Consider the following 18,802-nt stretch of genomic DNA (forward strand, 5'->3'; position numbering starts at 1 on the left):
GAGCTATGACCAGGCTACCTCGTTCATTTCGGCACGCGGCCCGGTCGCCGCATGAGCGGCGGCCGGGCCGCGTGCCGGGACGAGCCGGGTATCCGTCAGGCGCGGCGTCGACGCACCAGCGCGACGACGAGCGCTGCGATCGCGGCGGCGAGGGCGCCACCGCTCAACCAGCGTGCGACCGGGTCGGCATCCGACGCCGCCGCGGCGGTCGTGGCGGCGTGCGCATCTGCATCGCCGTCGGTCGTCGACGCGTGCTCGTGGTCGCCGGAAGCGGTCGACACCGCGCCCACCGCGACGATGGGGGCGGGCGACGTCAGGTCGTCTTCCGTCTGCCCCTCGGCAGCGACCTCAGACCAGTCGGTCGACCCCGTCTCGCACGTCTGGAGCACGGGGAAAGCGACCGAGGTGTTCGCGGCGCTCGACGAGAAGATCACGTCGAGCGCGACCGAGGCCGCCACGCCGGAGTCGACGGGCGTGACCGCCGTGAAGGTGACGGACGACGGGATGCCGTCGGTGTTGAGCTCACGGGAGATCTTCCAGGCGCCGTCGAGCACCGGCTTCACGCCGTCGATGCCTTGGGGGATGGTGATCTTCACTGCGGTGGTCGGCGAGTCCTCGCAGCCGTGGCTGAACGAGAACGCGAGCCGTGTGGTCGATCCGGCATCCGACGCGTCCGGCGTGACGTGCACGTGGGCCGACGCGGCGAGCGGCGCCGCGAGCACGAGCGCCGCGCCGGCGAGAACGCCGGCGATCGTGCGCGCGCGGCGGCGGGAGGGGGAGGTGACAGTCATCAGGGTGCTCTTTCTGTTCGTTCGGTGCGCGGCGGATGCCGCGATGACGGGTGCGGCGACGCCGCGGGGTGCCGCGGAATGCGGCGGTGCTCAGCGTGCGAACGCCGGCGGACCCCGTCGAGTGAGAACGGACAGGTGGGCCTTGTCACGCGCGACGCGTGGTGCGAAGGACGGAAGGACGACCCACGGGAAGGCGGGCGGCGCCACCGCGCGCGGGCGGCTCAGGACGCGCCGGATACCGCGACCCAGCACCGCCAGAAGCTGCTCGCCGTAGGAGACGAGTGCGACGGTGGTGACCGCGGCCAGGACGTGGGCGATCAGCATGCCGAGGGTGAAGTGCGCGGCATGGTGCCCTGCGTCGGCCGCGGTCGGCCCGACCGTCAGCGCGCCGTGCACGTGCCCGGTGCCGGCCGCGGGCAGCGACGCGGGGCCAACCTCGGCGAACACCGTGTGCAGCGCGATCTGAGCCGCCGCGATGGCCGCGGCCGTCCTCGGCAGACTGCGTCGCCGGCCGACCAGCGCGACGGCCACCGGCGACGCGAGGATCGTGACAGCGACGATCAGCCACAGCGGGGGCGCGTCCGCGCCGCCGAAGGTGTGCCCGGTCGAAGCGATCGTGGTGGCGATCGCGGCGGCGCTCGTGCCGCGCAGAGCACGCACGCGGCGGCTCATCGATCGCTGGGGCACCTGACGAGCCTATCGGGGCCGGGGACGTGCGCGCCGCGGGGACGGAGCGCACTCGAGCGCTGAGCGAACTCAAAGCGGCGACCGGTACCCTCTTGGCTCGTGACCCTCATCGCCTTCATCGTCGGCGTCGTGCTGCTGGTCGTGGGGCTCGCGGCATCCATCGCTCTCCACGAGGTCGGGCATCTCGTGCCCGCCAAGCTCTTCGGCGTGCGAGTCGGTCGCTACATGGTGGGTCTCGGGCCCACGCTGTGGTCACGTCGGATCGGCGAGACCGAGTACGGCGTGAAGGCGCTGCCGCTCGGTGGCTACATCTCCATGGCGGGTATGTATCCGCCGGTCCCGCAGACGGTCGCGGCCGCGGCATCGTCGCAGCGGCGCGCCGGCTTCTTCGCGTCGATGGTGCAGGACGCGCGGGCCGCCAACGAGGAGACCCTCGACGGTGAGGACCGCGCCGGCACCTTCTACGGACTCCCGGTGTGGCGGCGGATCGTCATCATGCTCGGCGGGCCCGTGATGAACCTTCTGCTGGCGATGCTCCTCTTCGCGATCGTCTTCAGCGGCATCGGTGTGCAGACCGCGACGACCACCATCGCGGCTGTCAACCAGTGCGTGCTGCCCGCAGGATCGACCCAGACCGCGTGCGCGGCGGACGATCCCGTCTCACCCGCGGCGGCCGCCGGCATCCAGCCCGGTGACGTGATCGTCTCCGTGGACGGCACATCGGTGTCGACGTTCGAGGAGGCGTCGGCGATCATCCAGGCCTCGCCCAACCGTGCCATCGCTGTCGTCGTTCGCCGCGACGGTGTCGAGCAGACCCTCCAGGTCACCCCGATGCTCGCCCAGCGTCAGATCGCGGGGCCTGACGGCACCACCGTCACCGCCGACGTCGGCTTCGTCGGAATGACGGCGACGACGGACTACGTGCACCAGCCGCTGTGGGCCGGTCCCGCCGCCGCGGTGCAACAGGCCGGTCAGGTCGTCGGGATCATGTGGCAACTGCCGGCGCGGGTCTACCAGACAGCGTCCGACATGATCACCGGGGCTCCGCGCGATCCGAACGGGCCGCTGTCGGTGGTCGGCGTCGGCCGGCTCGCCGGCGAGGCCGCGGCCACCGATGCGCCGGTGCTCAACCGCGTCGCCACCATTCTCGGGCTGTTGGGCTCGCTCAACCTGGCACTGTTCGTCTTCAACCTCATCCCGCTGCTGCCGCTGGACGGTGGACACGTGGTGATCGCCCTCTGGGAGGGCGTGAAGCGCGCCTGGGCCCGGCTGTGGCGCCGCCCGCCGCCGCGCCCCGTCGATGCGACCACGCTCGTCCCGGTGACGTTCGTCGTGGTCGTCGCGATCGTCGTGATGGGCGGCATCCTGATCCTGGCGGACATCGTGAATCCGCTCAAGATCTTCGGCTGAGTCAGTCGAGAGCCCAGGACACCAGTCGTTCGAGCGTGGCGAGGCCGTCGCGCGAGAGGATCGACTCCAGGTGCCCCTGCACCGAGGCGTAGCCCGGTCCGCGCAGGGCGTAGACGTCACCGGAGGCCCCATCCGCCGAGATCTCCGTGCGCCCGAGGCGGGCCGTTCCCGGGTTCACGCGGGCCGTGAACGTGTTGTAGAACCCGATCGACGATGGTTCTCCGAAGACGTCCACGGTCTTCTGCAGGCCCTGATGGGGCGTCGCCAGGGGAGCGAGGTCCAGGCCGAGCCGGTCGGCGAGGATCTGGTGGCTCAGACAGACCGCCAGGAGGGGCCGGCCGCCGTCGAGGCGGGCGGCGACGACGTCGCGCATGGCGCGGATGCGTGCGCTGCCGTCGTCCCGCGGATCGCCCGGGCCGGGTCCGGCGACGACGATGTCGGCCGCCGCGAGAGCGTCGGCTTCCGCCGCGGCGCGGCTCCAGGGCACGATCGAGGTGGCGAAGCCGAGGTGACGCAGCTGGTGGGCGAGCATCGTGGTGAAACGGTCCTCGGCATCCACCACCACCGCCGTGCGGCCGCCCGAGGGACCCGCGGCAGCGGTCTGCTGCGGGTTCAGCCAGAAGGGGGCGAGCCGCTCGTTGCGCGCCGCGAGCAGCGCGGCGATCGACGGGTCGTCGGCCAGGCGGGGCGCCGTCGATGCCGGGGCGTCCTCGTCGAGGAGCGTGTCGGAGGCCGCATCGCGTGCCACGGCGCCGATGGCCCCGAGCACGCCGGCCGCTTTGCCGTGGGTCTCTCCGACTTCGCCCTCGGGGTCGGAGTGGCGCACGAGCGTGGCGCCCACGGGAACGCGCAGGGTGCCGTCGACCAGGTAGGCGGTGCGAATGAGGATGGGCGCATCCAGGTCGTGGCGACCGTCGGCGGTGGGGGTGAACAGTGCCGCGACGCCGGAGTAGTAGCCGCGGGGCTCGCGTTCGTGCCGCTGGATGACCGTGCACGCGTTCTGCATGGGCGATCCGGTGACCGTCGGTGCGAACATCGTCTCGCGCAGGATGTCCCGCGGGTCCATCGTGCTCGTGCCACGCAGCATGTACTCGGTGTGCGTCAGCCGCGACATCTCCTTGAGATGCGGGCCGGTGATGCGGCCACCGTCGCTGCAGACGGCGCTCATCATCTTGAGTTCCTCGTCGACGACCATGAAGAGCTCTTCGGTCTCCTTCGTCGACGACAGGAACGCGGTGAGCGTCTCGGCCGTGGCTCCTCCGACGGGGTGGCGGAAGGTGCCCGAGATCGGGTTCATCGTGACGACGCTGGTGCCCGCGATCGTCGCGCCGGCGCGCCGCGCGCTGACGTGGGCCTCCGGGCTCGCGCCGACCGCGAGATGACCGGGCGTGGACACGAGGAAGGTCCAGTAGGCGCCGCGTTCGTGCTCCAGCAGGGCGCGGAACCAGGTGAGTCCCGCGGTGACCGCGTCGGTGTCGACGGATGCCGTGAAGTCACGGCGGATGACGAAGTTCGCGCCTTCGCCGCGGCCGATCTCGTCGGCGATGACGCGGCGGACGATCGTCGCATACTCGTCATCGCTGACGTCGAATCCGGCGTCGGCCAGCGGAACGGTCTCGGACGGCAGGGTCGACAGCAGCGCGGCGCGCTCGAGTGTCACGTGCTCGTCGACCACGAGACAGCGCAGCGGCGCGCCGTCGTCGTGGCACGCGAAGCCCCGCTCGACGACCTGCCGATAGGGCACGAGCGCCAGCACCTCTCGCGGGGTGCCCGTCGCATCCGTCAGCGGGATGTCGGACAGCAGGGGGACGTCGACCACCTCGCCGACGAGGAGCTCGACGGTGCCGGCATCGCGGGCGATCAGGGCGAACGGACGTTCCGCGCGCAGCACGGACTCCAGCGGGGAGGGGCTCGGGGTCATCGCCGGGCCTTTCTTCAGGTCGGGCGGGCTGCATTCGTCCGGGAACGAAAAGACCGCCTCGAGGGCGGTCTGTGTCGTGGGTCGCGAGCACACCGCCTCAGCGGGTGGGCCACCAGGAGGTGTTCGCGAACATGCGGTCACGATATCAGAACGACACGTGCGCGTCGGCGCGGCGGGCGTCGGCCGCCGGTGCGCGATCACGATCTCGAAACGAACGGCCGCTGCCCCATGCGCCTCTGCAGCGCCGTGCGTCAGGGTGGAGGGATGAGCGTCTCCGCCCCCCGATCGGTCCCCGTCGTCATAGCCGCAGCGGCATGTCTCCTGGTGCTGGCGGGCTGTGCACGGGGCGCTGCGGCACCCGTCGAGTCCGCATCGCCCGTCGCCTCGGCGACGTCCACGCCGACAGCGACGCCGCCCGAGGAGCACACGATCGCCTTCGGGGGCGACTGCGACGCCGTCCTGAGTGAGGATCAGCGGGCGTCGCTCTTCGCCGTGGAGTCCACGCGTGTCGACGCCGACCCGGGGCAAGATGTCGGCATCGGAACGCTGGGCGGTGTCGAATGCACGTGGCGCGGAGTCGACTGGCAGCCGTTGGGCGCCGACACAGCGGCCGTGTCCGTGCTCGCGTTCCCGACCTCGGTGATACCTCAGGATCTGCGGGCCGAGGCGGAGGCGGGGACGTGCATTCAGATCTATGACGCGATGTCATGCACGCTGGGCGCTGACGTGGGCGGCGTCTGGCTCGTTGTTCAGGCCGTCCAGGCGGCGGAAGAGGGCGTCGATACTCCCGCCGCGCTGCTGCGGTCCGTGCTCGACGCGGTCACGGCGAATACGGCGGGCGCAATTCGACCCGTTCCACTGGCCCGCACGGTCGGATGGTGGAGCACGGACATCTCCTGTGAGGATCTGGGCCAGCGTCTCGGACTCGCCGACTACCTCGGGTCGACCTATGTCACCGGCTGGTGGGAGGGCGACCCCAGTCAGGAGTGGACGTGGCGTCTGCTCGAGAGTGCCGGAGTCTCACTCACGTGCATGTGGTTCCCCGATTTCAGTGATCCCTCCGCCGATCCGACCTACGGGCTGACGAGCCTTCAGCTCTCGCCCGGCGGGGCTTGGGCGGTGGACGCGGCGTTGGCCACCGGGGAGCGCACGAGCCTCGCGGGCGGGCTGTCCGCGGCGGTGGACGGGAAGACCGCGCTCGCCGCCGACGGCGTCAACCTCGCCCGGGTCAGCATCGGCGACAGCGGCACCGGAGATCCGACGACGCTCCTTCTCCGCGTGTTCGACAAGTTCGCGACATCCCCCTGACGTCAGCCGCGCCGCCCTCGCGCAGCGTGTGCGGCGTAGTCTGGTGCAGTGCCAGCAGTGAACATCGGGATGCCGCGTGTGCCGGACGTCCTCGCCCCCCGCCGCAAGAGCCGTCAGATCAAGGTCGGGAAGGTGCTCGTCGGTGGCGACGCCCCTGTGAGCGTGCAGTCGATGACCACGACGCCGACGACCAACATCAACGCGACCCTTCAGCAGATCGCCGAGTTGACGGCATCCGGCTGTGAGATCGTGCGTGTGGCCGTCCCCAGCCAGGATGACGCCGACGTGCTGCACATCATCGCCAAGAAGAGCCAGATCCCCGTGATCGCGGACATCCACTTCCAGCCCAAGTACGTCTTCCAGGCCATCGACGCCGGGTGCGGCGCGGTGCGCGTGAACCCGGGCAACATCCGCAAGTTCGACGACCAGGTCGGCGCCATCGCCAAGGCGGCGAAGGATGCCGGGGTCTCGCTGCGCATCGGCGTGAACGCGGGTTCGCTCGACAAGCGTCTGCTCGAGAAGTACGGCAAGGCGACCCCGGAGGCACTGGTGGAGAGCGCCGTCTGGGAGGCGTCGCTGTTCGAGGAGCACGACTTCCACGACTTCAAGATCTCCGTCAAGCACAACGACCCGGTCGTGATGGTGAAGGCGTACCGCATGCTCGCCGAGCGGGGCGACTGGCCCCTGCACCTCGGTGTGACTGAGGCAGGTCCCGCGTTCCAGGGCACGATCAAGAGCGCCACCGCCTTCGGCATCCTCCTCGGTGAGGGCATCGGCGACACGATCCGCGTCTCCCTGTCGGCGCCGCCGGCGGAAGAGGTCAAGGTCGGCCACCAGATCCTGCAGTCGCTGAACCTCCGCGAGCGCAAGCTCGAGATCGTGTCGTGCCCGTCGTGCGGCCGTGCGCAGGTGGACGTGTACACGCTCGCCAACGACGTCACCGAGGGTCTCAAGGACATGACGGTGCCCCTGCGCGTCGCTGTGATGGGATGCGTCGTCAACGGACCGGGTGAGGCGCGGGAAGCCGATCTGGGCGTCGCCTCGGGCAACGGCAAGGGCCAGATCTTCGTCAAGGGCGAGGTGATCAAGACCGTTCCCGAGGCCGAGATCGTCGCCACTCTGATCGAAGAAGCCAACCGCATCGCCGACGAGATGGGCCCCGACGCCCCGCTCGGCACGGCGCAGGTCGTCACCGCCTGAGCCGCGTTCTTCGTGGACGGCCTCGTATGCCGTCGGCGGCATGGGCGTGATCAGATCGTTGTGAGTCCGAGCGAGGCCCGCCTCAGGGGCGTGCGACCATGGGGCCATGGCAACCTTGCCCACTCTTACCAAGGACCTCGTGCGGCGCGCCGCCCTTCTGCTCGCGCTTGCGGTCACCGTCGTGTCGCTGCAAGCTTGTGCGTCTGGCGGTCCCATCGCGAGCTCCCCTTTGAACAGCGAGGCCGTGGCCCCAGCCCCCGAGAGCCCCACTCCCAGCTCGACGATCGACACGGCCGCGCGGCCCGCCTTCGGAGGCGATTGCGCCGCCGTCGCGGACGTGGCGCGGCTCTCCGCGGTCGTGGGCAGAGAGCTCGCAGCGGCTTCTGAGCAGACCTCGATCGGCGTGCGTACGCTCGGTGGCTTGGAATGCGTCTGGCGGGCGGTGAGCGGCGCGGCTGTGCGGAGCTTTGCAGCTCCCGTCGATGTGATTCCGGACAGCACTCAGTCCCGCTACGGCGGCGTGGTCTGCGAGGGATATCTCTACGACGGTTGGGGATGCCGGGTCGCGATCAGCAACGAGACGACCTGGCTCTTGATCACGATCGACGGCGAGGTGGGCGACGAGGCGCCGGAGTCCAAGGCTCACTTGAGCGAGGACGTGGTAAAGCTCGTCCCGCTCTTCGGGGAGTCCCTGTCGACGTCGCCCGCGCCGCGAGCTGCGACGCCGAGCACGCAATGGTGGGCATCGCCCACTTGCGAGGACCTGGGAAGCCGGCTTGACCTTGCGGGTATTCTCGGCTCAGCCGACTTCGAGTCCGGCTATCCATCGGGCTTCGGAACCGACGTCCCATCGGAGCTTGCGATTGCACATGGGACGACGATCGACTGCAAGTGGTACTCGTCGTCGGCAGAGGGTCTGACGGCCATCGTCATCACCGCCTATCCCGGTGCCGCAGATGAATGGGAACGGATCGAGAAGAACCTGTCGTCGCGGAAGTCGCTGACGCCCGTGGTCGTCGCAGGTGCCCAGCAGGCGCTCGAGGGCACAGGCGCCATCCGTCCGGACAGTTCGTTCGTGGTCGCCACGGATGGGATCAACCTCATCAAGGTCCAGGAGGCGCCCCGCATCGCCGACGCGACGGCATCCGTGATCGCCGCGCTGAGCGAGGGGTGAGCGACGCCCGCGAGTGTCGTCAGCGCGCCGCTCTCATGGGCCCGCTGCCCTCGCGCGTGAGCGCTAGCGCCTGCGTCACATCGGCGATGAGGTCGTCGACGTGCTCGAGTCCGATCGACAGGCGGAGGATGTCGGCGTCCGGGCGGGCGTCGGGCGCAACGGGGCGGTGAGTGAGGGCTGCGGGATGCTGGATGAGCGAGTCGACGCCGCCCAGAGAGACCGCGTGGGTGAACAGGCGAGTGGATGCCGCGACCTGCGCGGCGGCGTCATAGCCGCCGCGCAGGCGGAGTGACACCATCGCGCCGGTCCCGTGCTGCTGGCGGGCGAGCAGCCCCGTCGGGTCGCCGTGCAGTCCCGGGTAGAACACCTCCGCGATCGCATCGTGCTCGAGCAGGCGCCGGGCGATCTTCGCGGCCGTCTCCTGCTGCGCACGCATCCGCAGGGGCAGGGTCGGGAGGCCACGATGCAGCAGATACGCGCCGAGAGGGTGAAGGATGCCGCCGGTGATCGCCCGGACGCGGCGAAGAGCAGCGGCGGATTCCGCGCCACAGGCGATGACGCCGCCGACGACGTCGCCGTGGCCACCGAGGTACTTCGTCGCGCTGTGCAGCGACATCGTCGCCCCGTGGGCGAGTGGCTGCTGGAGCACGGGCGTGGCGAACGTGTTGTCGACGAGAACCGGAACGCCGTCGGCCTCGGCGACCACGGCGGCGATGTCGACGAGCTCGAGCGTGGGGTTCGCGGGCGTCTCCACGACGATCAGTCCGCTGTCCGGCCGCAGCGAGGCGGCGACCTCGTCCGGACCGCAGAAGGTCACCTCCGTGCCCAGCAGTCCGGTCGCGAGCAGGTGATCGCTGCCGCCGTAGAGCGGGCGCACCGCCACGACGTGGGGGCGACCGATCGAGACCGTGTGGGAGAGGATCGCTGCCGTCAACGCCGCCATTCCGGACGCGAAGGCGACGGCGGCCTCGGCTGCCTCGAGCGTGGCCAGGGCCTCCTCGAACCGAGCCACGGTCGGATTCCACAGGCGTGCGTACACGTGGCTGCCGCCCGGAATCGGCGTGCCACCGGTCGCGAGCGCCTCGTAGGAGTCGCCGCCGCGCTCCACATCCGGAAGCGGAGAGGTGGATGACAGGTCGAGAGGCGGGGTGTGCACCCCGAGTGAGGCGAAGTCGGCGCGTCCGGCGTGCACGGCGAGCGTGTCGAGATGTTCCATGCCGCGAGTATGGAGGAAGGCGCAGCGAAAGTCGTGAACGGTTGGGCATACCGCAATCAACTGGCGAGACAGCTGTAGGACGAGCAGAATGACATCGACGTCAGGAGGCGCACTTGGCTGAATCGCAAGCCACGGCATCCGCCCTCGATGAGCTCGACCTGCGGATTCTCGCGGCCGTGGTCCGCGCGCCCGGCCGGTCCAACAAAGCGCTCGCCGAAGAACTCGGCGTCGCGGAGTCGACCTGCGCGTACCGCATTCGCTCCCTCCGCGTTCGCGGGGTGCTGGCCGGCGTCCGCGTCCTCGTCGACCCGGCATCCCTCGGTCTTCCGCTGCAAGCTGTCATCCGCGTGCGTCTCGGTCGACACACTCGCGAGGGGGTCGGGCAGCTGTTCGACGCGATCGTGGCGACGCCCGGCGTGATCGAGGCCTTTCACGTGGCAGGCGAGGACGACTTCCTCGTGCATGTGGCCGTGGAGGATGCCGCGGCGCTGCGCGACATCGTCCTCCAGCACATCACGGTGCACGAGGCCGTACTCACCACCGAAACCCACCTCGTCTTCGAGCGGCGCGAGGGAGTGGGGCCGCTCGCCCGCGTCACCGGGAGGCGCTCGGGTCCCAGAGCGAGTGATACGCGTTGATCGCCGGCTGCCCACCGAGGTGCGCGTACAACACGGTGGATGATGCCGGAATGTCGCGGGAGCCGACGAGGTCGATCAGCCCGGCCAGGGACTTCCCCTCGTAGACGGGGTCCGTGATCATCGCTTCCAGCCGTGCGCCGAGTTCGATGGCCTCCATCGTGGAGTCGACGGGGATGCCGTACAGCTCACCCGCCCACCCCTCCAGAACCTGGATCTCGTCATCGCGCAGATCGCGGCCGAGCTCGATGAGCTGCGCCGTATGCCGAGCGATGCGCGCGACCTGATCGCGAGTCTTCTGGAGGGTCGCGGAAGCGTCGATGCCGAGCACGCGACGTCGGACGCCGGTCGCCTCTTCGAGCGCGGCGAATCCCGCGATCATTCCGGCATGGGTCGATCCGGTGACGGTGCAGACGATGATCGTGTCGAAGAAGACGCCGAGCTGCTTCTCCTGCTCGGCGACTTCGAACGCCCAGTTGGCGAAGCCCAGACCTCCGAGCGGGTGCTCGCTCGCTCCGGCGGGGATGGGGTAGGGCGTACCGCCGCCGGCTTCGACCTCGGCCAGCGCCTGCTTCCACGAGTCGCGGATGCCGATGTCGAAGCCGGCATCGTCGAGCCGCGAATCCGCGCCCATCATGCGCGAGAGCAGGATGTTGCCGACCTTGTCGTTGGTGGGGTCGTCCCACGGAACCCACTTCTCCTGGACGAGTCGCGCTTTCAGCCCGAGGTGCGCCGCGACGGCCGCGACCTGGCGCGTGTGGTTGGACTGGTAGCCGCCGATCGACACGATCGTGTCGGCGCCGGAGGCGAGGATGTCGGGGACGATGTACTCGAGCTTGCGCACCTTGTTGCCGCCGAACGCGAGGCCGCTGTTCACATCCTCGCGTTTCGCCCAGATCTGCGCGCCCCCGAGGTGGTCGCTGAGCCGCGCCAGGTGCTGCAACGGGCTGGGGCCGAAGGTGAGCGGGTGGCGCGGGAACTCGTGGAGCTTCATTCGGGGTCCTGTTCGGTCGGAGCGGGCGAGAGGATGAGGGATTGCCACGTGCTTTCGGCGAGGCGGGCGGCGCCGTCGGCGTCGCCCGCCTCGCACAGCGCCACCAGGCGGTCATGCCGCTCAGCGGAGGCGGCCGCTTCGTCGGAGGCGAACCTCAGCCGCTCCACGCGGCGCAGGACCGGCTCATAGCGGGCGATGACGGCCGCGGCTGCCGCATTCGCGCACACGTCGAGGGCGACGCGGTGAAAGCGCGCATCCGCCTCGAGGGCGCCGTCGAGGTCGCCGGCGCTCAGCGCGGCACGAAACGCCGCGTTCGCCGCGCGCATCGCATCGAGGTCGCGCGCCGTCATGCGCGGTGTCGCCGTGCGGACGGCAAGGGCATGCAGGGCGCCAACGACGGCCTGCGCGTCGCGGAGGGCGCCGGGGTCGATCGGGGCGACGACGGTGGAGCGCCCGGGTGTCGCCTGCACGAGCCCGGCCTGAGCGAGTTCGAGCAGCGCCTCTCGCACGGGCGTGCGACTGACGCCGAGTCGCTCGGCCAGTTCTGCGTCGCGCAGTTGCTCACCGGGGGCGAGGCTGCCGTCGACGATCGCCTCCTGCAGGCGCGCGTGCACGTCGTCGCGAAGAAGGGCGCGGGGCACGGGGAGGGCAGCGAGTGGCACGATATGCAATATATCGCAGGTTGGACGCGACGCCCGCCGCGCATCCGTCTCGGGCGGGGGTCGTCAGACCGCGCTGAACCGGACGGTTCCCTCGTCAACGGACGCCGCATCCAGCCGCAGACGTACGAGGGAGCCGGGCGCAGCCGCCACGCCCGTTACGCGCGCCTCGACGGCCGGTTGCATGAGCTGGATGCGTGCCCCGTCCCCGCGTCTGCTGAGCACGAGTGCGTCGAACTCGTCCCCGACGTGTCCGGCCAGCAGCGCCGCCTCGACGCGATCGATCGCCCCGGAGCTGAGCCGGCCGGCGATCGACGAACTGCGCGCCATGATCGCGGGGAGGACGGGAAGTGATGCGCGCGCCCACCCGGGCACCTCTTCACCGTTCACGAGAGCATGGCAGATCACCAGCGACCATCTGTCGACCACGCGTCGCAGGGGAGCGGTCGTGTGGGCGTACGGGGCGCCGATCGCAGCCTGCGTTCGCTGTTCAGGCAGCTCGCCGTCGAAGGTCGCGTAGCCCGCTCCGCGGAACAGGCCCGCCGCGTATTCGCGAACGGCGAGAGCGGCGGGCGAACGGTCGAGGCTGCGCAGATAGTCGCCGTAGGCGACGTCGGTGGTCCACGGCACTCCCAAAGCCACCGTCTGCGACCGGAACTCTTCGACGTCGGTCGACGCGGCCGGAGGCATGGTCCGCAGGATGCCGACGCGACCGTCGATCATGATCTGCGCCCCCGCCATGCCGGTGAGCAACGAGACATCGGCGTTCCAATCCTCCAACGCCACCCCGTCGGTGCGCTCGAGACCGTAGGCGTCGCCCTCCGTCGCCGTGACGATACGCGTCTCCGGCAAGTTCAGGCTCGCGCCCCCGCGCTCGCGCTCCCGTTCGGCCCGGGCGGCGCCGAACCATGGCAGCGCGGCGAGGGTGTCGGGGGCAGTGCCGGCGTCGATCGCCGCCTGCGCCTCGGAGTAGGACCATTGGCGCCGCGACCGCACGATCGCGCGGGTGATGGTCGTCTCCGTCGGGCGGGCGCCCTCGTCCAGCACGAACCGCCACACGTACGCGCGTCGGTCCACGCCCGGCAGCAGGGACGCGTGGTCCTCGCTGATCACCGCCGGGTGCAGGGGGATCCGTCCGTCCGGCGCGTACAGCGTCTGCCCGCGACGGCGGGTCTCGGCATCCAGCGCGCCGTCGGGTGCCACGAATGCAGGAACGTCCGCGATCGCGTAGTGCAGGACGGCGCCCGTCGAAGTGCGCTCCAGGTGCAGGGCCTGGTCGAGGTCGGTCGATCCGGCCGGGTCGACCGTGAGGAAGGCGATATCGCGGAGATCGGCGAGGCCGGTCGCGGTCGGATTCGTCGAGACGCGTGCCGCGGCGGCCATCGCCTCGGCAAGTGCGTCACGGGGGTATCCGTCCGGCAGAGCGAGCTGATGTCGCAGCGCAGACAGCGACGCGGCCAGTTCACCGCGCAGAGATCGAGCGACGAAGCGGGAGCGGCGGTGCGGCACCCGGCCAGTGTAGGGCGGTCGGGTGAGGTGGCTGCGGACTAGGCTTGACGCTCGTGGTCACCCGTCTGTCGAACTTCTTCCTCCGCACGCTTCGCGAAGACCCTTCGGATGCCGAGGTCACGAGCCATCGCCTGCTCGTGCGCGCCGGCTACATCCGCCGCCAGGCACCGGGAATCTTCGCGTGGCTGCCGCTGGGGCTGCGGGTCAAGTCGCGGATCGAGAACATCATCCGCGAGGAGATGGCGGCCGCCGGCGCACAGGAAGTGCACTTCCCGGCACTGATGCCGCGCGACCCCTATGAGGCGACCGGGCGCTGGGAGGAGTACGGCGACGGCATCTTCCGTCTGAAGGACCGCAAGGGCGCCGACTACCTGCTCGCCCCGACGCACGAAGAGGCGTTCACGCTGCTGGTCAAGGACCTGTACGGCTCGTACAAGGATCTGCCCCTGACGATCTACCAGATTCAGGACAAGTACCGCGACGAGGCACGTCCGCGCGCGGGACTCCTGCGCGGCCGCGAGTTCACGATGAAGGACGCGTACTCCTTCGACTACACCGACGCCGGGCTCGACACCAGCTACATGGCTCAGCGCGACGCCTACGAGCGCATCTTCCAGCGGCTGGGCCTGGAGTACGTCATCGTCCAGGCGGATGCCGGGGCGATGGGCGGCTCGCGCAGCGAGGAGTTCCTGCACCCGACGGCGATCGGCGAGGACACGTTCGTGCGCTCGGCCGGCGGCTACGCGGCCAACGTGGAGGCGTTCGAGACCCTGGCTCCCGAGCCCATCGCGTTCGACGGGTTCGGCGAGCCGGTGATCTTCGACTCCCCGAACACGCCCACGATCGAGACGCTCGTGGCGCACACCAACGCCGTGCTCGACGGCGAGTACACCGCCGCCGACACCCTCAAGAACGTCGTCCTCGCGCTCACACACCTCGACGGCAGCCGCGAGCTCGTCGTCGTCGGTCTCCCCGGCGATCGCGACGTCGACGAGAAGCGCGTCGAGGTGGCGTTCGCGCCCGCCGAGGTCGAGCCCGCCACGCCCGAGGACTTCGAGAAGCACCCGCTGCTGGTCAAGGGGTACATCGGGCCGTGGTCTCCCCAGGGCGCGATCCTGGGCGAGGAGTCGGCCACCGGCATCCGCTACGTCCTCGACCCCCGCGTCGTGGACGGCACGCGCTGGATCACGGGTGCGAACGTCGATCAGAAGCACGTGCACTCGCTCGTCGCCGGACGCGACTTCGCCGCCGACGGCTACGTCGAGGTCGCAACGGTGCGGCCGGGCGATCCGGCGCCCGATGGTTCGGGACCTGTCGAGCTTGCGCGCGGCATGGAGATCGGCCACGTCTTCCAGCTGGGGCGCAAGTATGCGGACGCGCTGGGGCTGAAGGTGCTCGACGAGAACGGCAAGCTCGTGACCGTCACGATGGGCTCCTACGGCATCGGCGTCACCCGCATCCTCGCGATCATCACCGAGCTCAACAACGACGACAAGGGTCTCATCTGGCCCGCGTCGGTCGCGCCCTTCGACGTTCAGGTCGTCGCCACGGGGCGCGATGCCGCGGCCTTCGAGCTCGCGGAGAAGCTGTCGGCGGATCTGGACGGGGCCGGGCTGGACGTGCTCTACGACGACCGCCCCAAGGTCTCCCCGGGTGTGAAGTTCGGCGATGCCGAGCTCGTGGGAGTGCCGCAGATCGTGATCGTCGGGCGGGGTGCCGCCGACGGCGAGGTGGAGCTCTGGGACCGCCGTTCCGGCGAACGCACGCTCGTCTCGGCCGCCGAGGCCGTCGCCCGCCTCGCCGCGCGCTGAGCGCGGGCGCGTCGGCCCGGCCGTCGTTCTCCGCACGGTACTGCTCGAACGGGAGTGGCGGAACCAGGACGAGACGACCGGCGACGCGACGGCAGCCGTATCGCTACTCTGGTGGCGGCGAGATCGTCGACGATGCCACCTGTCGCGAGACGCCGAGCGTCCCCGCAGCCGGCATCGAAAGGAATGCGCATGAACGATCGTCGTCGTCTCGGCATCCGGCGCCTCGTGAGCATGGCGGCGCTCGCCGTCAGCGCTTTGCTGGCCGTCAGCACGGTCGCCCCGCTGTCGGCGCAGGCGGCGGCGGACGGCTGGTGGCACACCTCGGGCTCGCGCATCGTCGCCGCGGACGGAACCACCGTCACCATCAAGGCGGCGAACTGGTTCGGGCTGGAGACTCCCAACTGCGCGCCGCACGGACTGTGGTCGATCACTCTCGACGAGGGCCTCGCGCAGATTGCGGCGATGGGCTTCAACACGGTGCGACTGCCGTACTCGAATCAGTGCCTCGCGGCATCCCCGACATCGTCGATCGACGCCTCGCGCAATCCCGATCTGGTCTCGCTGACGCCGTTGCAGCTGATGGACGCGGTCATCGCCAAAGCGCGCGCGCACGGGCTCCGCGTCATCCTCGATCGTCACCGCATCGAGTCGTCCGGCCAGTCCGAGCTCTGGTACACCTCCACGTACAGCGAGAAGCGCTGGATCGACGACTGGGTCATGCTCGCGAACCGCTATCGCGATGACCCGACGGTGGTCGGCGCCGACCTCCACAACGAGCCGCACGGCCCCGCGTGCTGGGGCTGCGGCGACGCCTCCCGCGATTGGCAGGCGGCGGCGACGCGCGCCGGCAACGCCCTGCTCGCCGCCAACCCGCGACTGCTGATCATCGTCGAAGGCGTGGAACGCCAGAACGATGCCAGCACGACCTGGTGGGGAGGCGGGCTGAGGGATGCCGGCGCCAAGCCCGTGGTCCTCGCGACCCCGAACCGGGTCGTGTACTCGCCGCATGATTATCCCGCGTCGGTGTACGGGCAGCCCTGGTTCTCGGCGTCGAACTATCCCACCAACCTGCCGTCGGTCTGGGACGCGAACTGGGGGTACCTGGCTCGCACTGGGGTCGCGCCGGTCTTCGTCGGGGAGTTCGGCACGAAGCTCGAGACGACGAGCGACGCGCAGTGGCTGAAGACGCTGGTCTCCTACCTCGGAGCGAACGGTCTGAGCTTCGGATACTGGTCGTTCAACCCGAACAGCGGCGACACGGGCGGGCTCGTGGCGGACGACTGGAAGACGCCGCAGACGGCCAAGCTCAGCGCGCTCGCCCCGCTGCTCGCCGGCGGGTCCGCCACCCCGATGCCGTCGCCGACCGAGTCCGCCACCCGGACACCGTCGCCCACGCCTACGCCGTCGCCCACGCCCACGCCTACGTCGTCGCCCACGCCTACGTCGTCGCCCACGCCTACGTCGTCGCCCACGCCTACGTCGTCGCCCACGCCCACGTCGTCGCCCACGCCCACGTCCCTCCCGTCCCCGGACTCCGCACCGGTTTCCGCCACCTGGATGCTGCAGAGCGCGTGGCAGGGAGGCTATGTGGCGGAGTTCTCCGTCAGCGCTTCTCGCGCGGTCGCCGGCTGGACGATCTCCTGGTCCAGCCCGGGAGCGACGCAGGTGGTCAACGCCTGGGGCATGTCCTGTACGGTCGCCTCCGGCTCCATCACCTGTACCGGAAAGGACTGGGCCGGCGCGCTCGCCGCCGGTCAGAGTGTGCGCGTCGGCCTGCAGGTCGCCGCGGCTTCCGCGCCGGTGAGTCCGCGCCTGACGGTGGCGGGGAAAGAGACCCGCGTTCGGTGATCGTTCACCCGATGACCGTCGAGGATGCGAGGGTGGGGACATGGCAGAACGCTCCACGCTCCCTCCCGCGGTGACCGACGGCATCCGACGCCTGCTGGACGAGGCCGGCGTCGTCGAGGACGCAGATCTCGTCGCACGCATCCTCGCGACGGGCGTCGGCATGGGTCTCGACCGCGCCGACCGCCTCGACCTCAAGATCACATCGGCTGCTCTCACCGAGATGCGCGCCGCTTTCCAACTGTTCGCGCCGTTTCGAGGCGTCCCGAAGGTGACGGTGTTCGGCTCGGCGCGCACGGCCCCGGACTCGCCGTTGTACCGGCTCACGGTGGAACTGACTGCAGCCCTCGCCGCCCGCGGCTGGATGACGGTCACCGGAGCGGGACCGGGAATCATGCAAGCCGCCGCCGAGGGCGCCGGAGCCACGCACTCCCTCGGCGTCTCGATCCGCCTGCCGTTCGAGGAGAAGCCGAACGCGATCATCGCCGCGCACGAGCGCAACGTCGCGATGAAGTACTTCTTCACCCGCAAGCTCATGCTCGTGAAGGAATCCAGTGGCTTCGTCTGCTTGCCGGGAGGCTTCGGCACGCTCGACGAGATGTTCGAGCTGCTGACGCTGCAGCAGACGGGAAAAGCCGTTCCCACGCCGATCGTGCTGCTCGATCGCCCGGGAGGCGCCTTCTGGGCGGGGCTCCGCCGCTTCGCCGATGAACAGCTCATTCCCGACGGCGTGATCTCCGCCGACGATCTCGATCGCGTCGTGATGACGGACTCGGTCGATGCCGCCGTCGAGGAGATCACGGGCTTCTATCGCAATTACGTCTCGTTGCGATGGGTCGGGCGACGCCTCGTGCTGCGGCTGCGCTCCGAACCGACGGATGCCGAGGTGTCGGCACTCAACGACAGGTTCGCGGATCTGCTCGCCGACGGTGCGATCGAGCGCCGCGGGCCGCTGAAAGCAGAGCGCGAGGACGAGGACGACCTCGCGGCACCGCGCCTCGTCATGACGTTCGCACAGCGCCGCGTCGGTGATCTGCATCACCTGATCCGCGCCGTCAACGCCCTGCCGAGCGCGCCTGCCGAAGCGCGCCCCGCCTGATCAGGCCGACGGGAGCCGGCCCGATGCGGGCCTCAGCACATCAGCTTGCCGTGGTTCATCGTGTCGTCGGGGGCGTCGCGAGTGACCAGAGCCTTGAGCATGCCGGCCGCCATGACGAGCCTGCCGTGGGCGGGCTCCCAGAACTCCGTCTCGACCGGTGTGACTTTCAGCAGTGCGATGTCGGGCGTGTCGAGTCCATCCTCGAACCAGATGTCCAGCGACGGCGACCACAACTGCTCCATGCGTGCGCGGTCGTGCACGAGGGCGGCTCGGCCGGCCACCGACACGTAGCGCATGCCCTTGGCGTCGCAGTACGCCAGGTTGACGTCGCGGTCGGCCTCGACCTCCTCCGCCTTCTTCGTCTCGTCGGACGTGAAGAACCAGATGTCGCCGTTCTTGTCCATCTCGCGCGTGCTCATCGGCCGGCTGACGAGCCGTCCCGCGGCATCCACGGTCGTGAGCATGGTGATGTCGATGTCCTCGACGAGAGCTTTCACACGATCGCGGGCTTCGGTTCCAGTGATTTCGGTCATGGTCCGAGCC

At 70.0% G+C, this 18,802-nt stretch carries 16 protein-coding genes; 8 read left to right on the forward strand and 8 right to left on the reverse strand.

Annotation, left to right across the window (positions count from 1 at the left end; all coding sequences use genetic code 11):
- Positions 1-95: 95 nt before the first annotated feature.
- Both CEP17_RS14090 and CEP17_RS14095 read right to left on the reverse strand, forming a co-directional pair.
- Entirely contained in the window at positions 96-791 is a 696-nt protein-coding gene (locus tag CEP17_RS14090; RefSeq protein WP_112932680.1) for a DUF1775 domain-containing protein, read from the reverse strand.
- A gap of 90 nt (positions 792-881) precedes the next feature.
- Positions 882-1,478, reverse strand: coding sequence for a hypothetical protein (locus CEP17_RS14095; protein ID WP_239498542.1), 597 nt, complete (start codon positions 1,476-1,478; stop codon positions 882-884).
- A 99-nt stretch (positions 1,479-1,577) separates the two neighbouring features.
- Between CEP17_RS14095 and CEP17_RS14100 the strand changes: the two genes are divergently transcribed.
- Positions 1,578-2,888: a M50 family metallopeptidase gene (locus tag CEP17_RS14100; RefSeq protein WP_112932681.1), complete on the forward strand. Its 1,311-nt coding sequence runs from the start codon at positions 1,578-1,580 to the stop codon at positions 2,886-2,888.
- A gap of 1 nt (position 2,889) precedes the next feature.
- Here the strand turns inward: CEP17_RS14100 and CEP17_RS14105 are convergent, their stop codons facing one another.
- On the reverse strand, positions 2,890-4,809 hold the full coding sequence (locus CEP17_RS14105) for a chorismate-binding protein (RefSeq protein WP_112932682.1): 1,920 nt from the start codon (positions 4,807-4,809) through the stop codon (positions 2,890-2,892).
- Positions 4,810-5,073: 264 nt separating this feature from the next.
- Between CEP17_RS14105 and CEP17_RS14110 the strand changes: the two genes are divergently transcribed.
- From CEP17_RS14110 to CEP17_RS14120, 3 genes are all read left to right on the forward strand, one after another.
- Complete coding sequence (locus CEP17_RS14110; protein ID WP_112932683.1) at positions 5,074-6,117, forward strand: hypothetical protein; 1,044 nt, start codon at positions 5,074-5,076, stop codon at positions 6,115-6,117.
- A 69-nt stretch (positions 6,118-6,186) separates the two neighbouring features.
- Complete coding sequence (gene ispG / locus CEP17_RS14115) at positions 6,187-7,317, forward strand: flavodoxin-dependent (E)-4-hydroxy-3-methylbut-2-enyl-diphosphate synthase (RefSeq protein WP_039414575.1); 1,131 nt, start codon at positions 6,187-6,189, stop codon at positions 7,315-7,317.
- 139 nt (positions 7,318-7,456) lie between these two features.
- A complete protein-coding gene (locus tag CEP17_RS14120) occupies positions 7,457-8,491 on the forward strand; it encodes a hypothetical protein (protein WP_112932684.1) in 1,035 nt (344 codons plus the stop codon).
- Between the two features lie 19 nt (positions 8,492-8,510).
- Here the strand turns inward: CEP17_RS14120 and CEP17_RS14125 are convergent, their stop codons facing one another.
- Positions 8,511-9,707 (reverse strand): PLP-dependent aspartate aminotransferase family protein, encoded by a 1,197-nt coding sequence (locus tag CEP17_RS14125; RefSeq protein ID WP_112932685.1) that lies wholly within the window; start codon positions 9,705-9,707, stop codon positions 8,511-8,513.
- A 113-nt stretch (positions 9,708-9,820) separates the two neighbouring features.
- Here CEP17_RS14125 and CEP17_RS14130 point away from each other — a divergent pair, with 113 nt between their 5' ends.
- Positions 9,821-10,345 (forward strand): Lrp/AsnC family transcriptional regulator, encoded by a 525-nt coding sequence (locus CEP17_RS14130; RefSeq protein ID WP_039414584.1) that lies wholly within the window; start codon positions 9,821-9,823, stop codon positions 10,343-10,345.
- On the opposite strand, the gene CEP17_RS14135 is transcribed toward CEP17_RS14130, so the two are convergent.
- The 3 genes from CEP17_RS14135 to CEP17_RS14145 all read right to left on the reverse strand — a co-directional run bounded on the left by CEP17_RS14135 (position 10,302) and on the right by CEP17_RS14145 (position 13,504).
- Positions 10,302-11,336 (reverse strand): 1-aminocyclopropane-1-carboxylate deaminase, encoded by a 1,035-nt coding sequence (locus CEP17_RS14135; RefSeq protein WP_112932686.1) that lies wholly within the window; start codon positions 11,334-11,336, stop codon positions 10,302-10,304. The two genes, CEP17_RS14130 and CEP17_RS14135, sit on opposite strands and share 44 nt — an antisense overlap.
- Positions 11,333-11,998 carry a GntR family transcriptional regulator gene (locus CEP17_RS14140; RefSeq protein ID WP_112932687.1) on the reverse strand — a complete coding sequence of 222 codons (666 nt, stop codon included), beginning with the start codon at positions 11,996-11,998 and terminating at the stop codon, positions 11,333-11,335. The genes CEP17_RS14135 and CEP17_RS14140 overlap by 4 nt, the downstream gene beginning before the upstream one ends.
- Positions 11,999-12,061: 63 nt before the next feature.
- On the reverse strand, positions 12,062-13,504 hold the full coding sequence (locus CEP17_RS14145) for an RNB domain-containing ribonuclease (protein ID WP_112932688.1): 1,443 nt from the start codon (positions 13,502-13,504) through the stop codon (positions 12,062-12,064).
- 53 nt (positions 13,505-13,557) lie between these two features.
- Here CEP17_RS14145 and CEP17_RS14150 point away from each other — a divergent pair, with 53 nt between their 5' ends.
- The 3 genes from CEP17_RS14150 (at position 13,558) to CEP17_RS14160 (ending at position 18,259) form a co-directional block, all read left to right on the forward strand.
- Positions 13,558-15,315: a proline--tRNA ligase gene (locus CEP17_RS14150; protein ID WP_112932689.1), complete on the forward strand. Its 1,758-nt coding sequence runs from the start codon at positions 13,558-13,560 to the stop codon at positions 15,313-15,315.
- Positions 15,316-15,504: 189 nt separating this feature from the next.
- A complete protein-coding gene (locus CEP17_RS14155; RefSeq protein ID WP_112932690.1) occupies positions 15,505-17,163 on the forward strand; it encodes a cellulase family glycosylhydrolase in 1,659 nt (552 codons plus the stop codon).
- 40 nt (positions 17,164-17,203) lie between these two features.
- Positions 17,204-18,259 carry a TIGR00730 family Rossman fold protein gene (locus CEP17_RS14160; protein WP_112932691.1) on the forward strand — a complete coding sequence of 352 codons (1,056 nt, stop codon included), beginning with the start codon at positions 17,204-17,206 and terminating at the stop codon, positions 18,257-18,259.
- 32 nt (positions 18,260-18,291) lie between these two features.
- Here CEP17_RS14160 and CEP17_RS14165 read toward each other — a convergent pair whose 3' ends face one another.
- Positions 18,292-18,792 (reverse strand): pyridoxamine 5'-phosphate oxidase family protein, encoded by a 501-nt coding sequence (locus tag CEP17_RS14165; protein WP_112932692.1) that lies wholly within the window; start codon positions 18,790-18,792, stop codon positions 18,292-18,294.
- Positions 18,793-18,802: the final 10 nt, after the last annotated feature.

It is taken from the genome of Microbacterium sp. PM5, assembly GCF_003293595.1.
Taxonomy (GTDB): Bacteria; Actinomycetota; Actinomycetes; order Actinomycetales; family Microbacteriaceae; genus Microbacterium.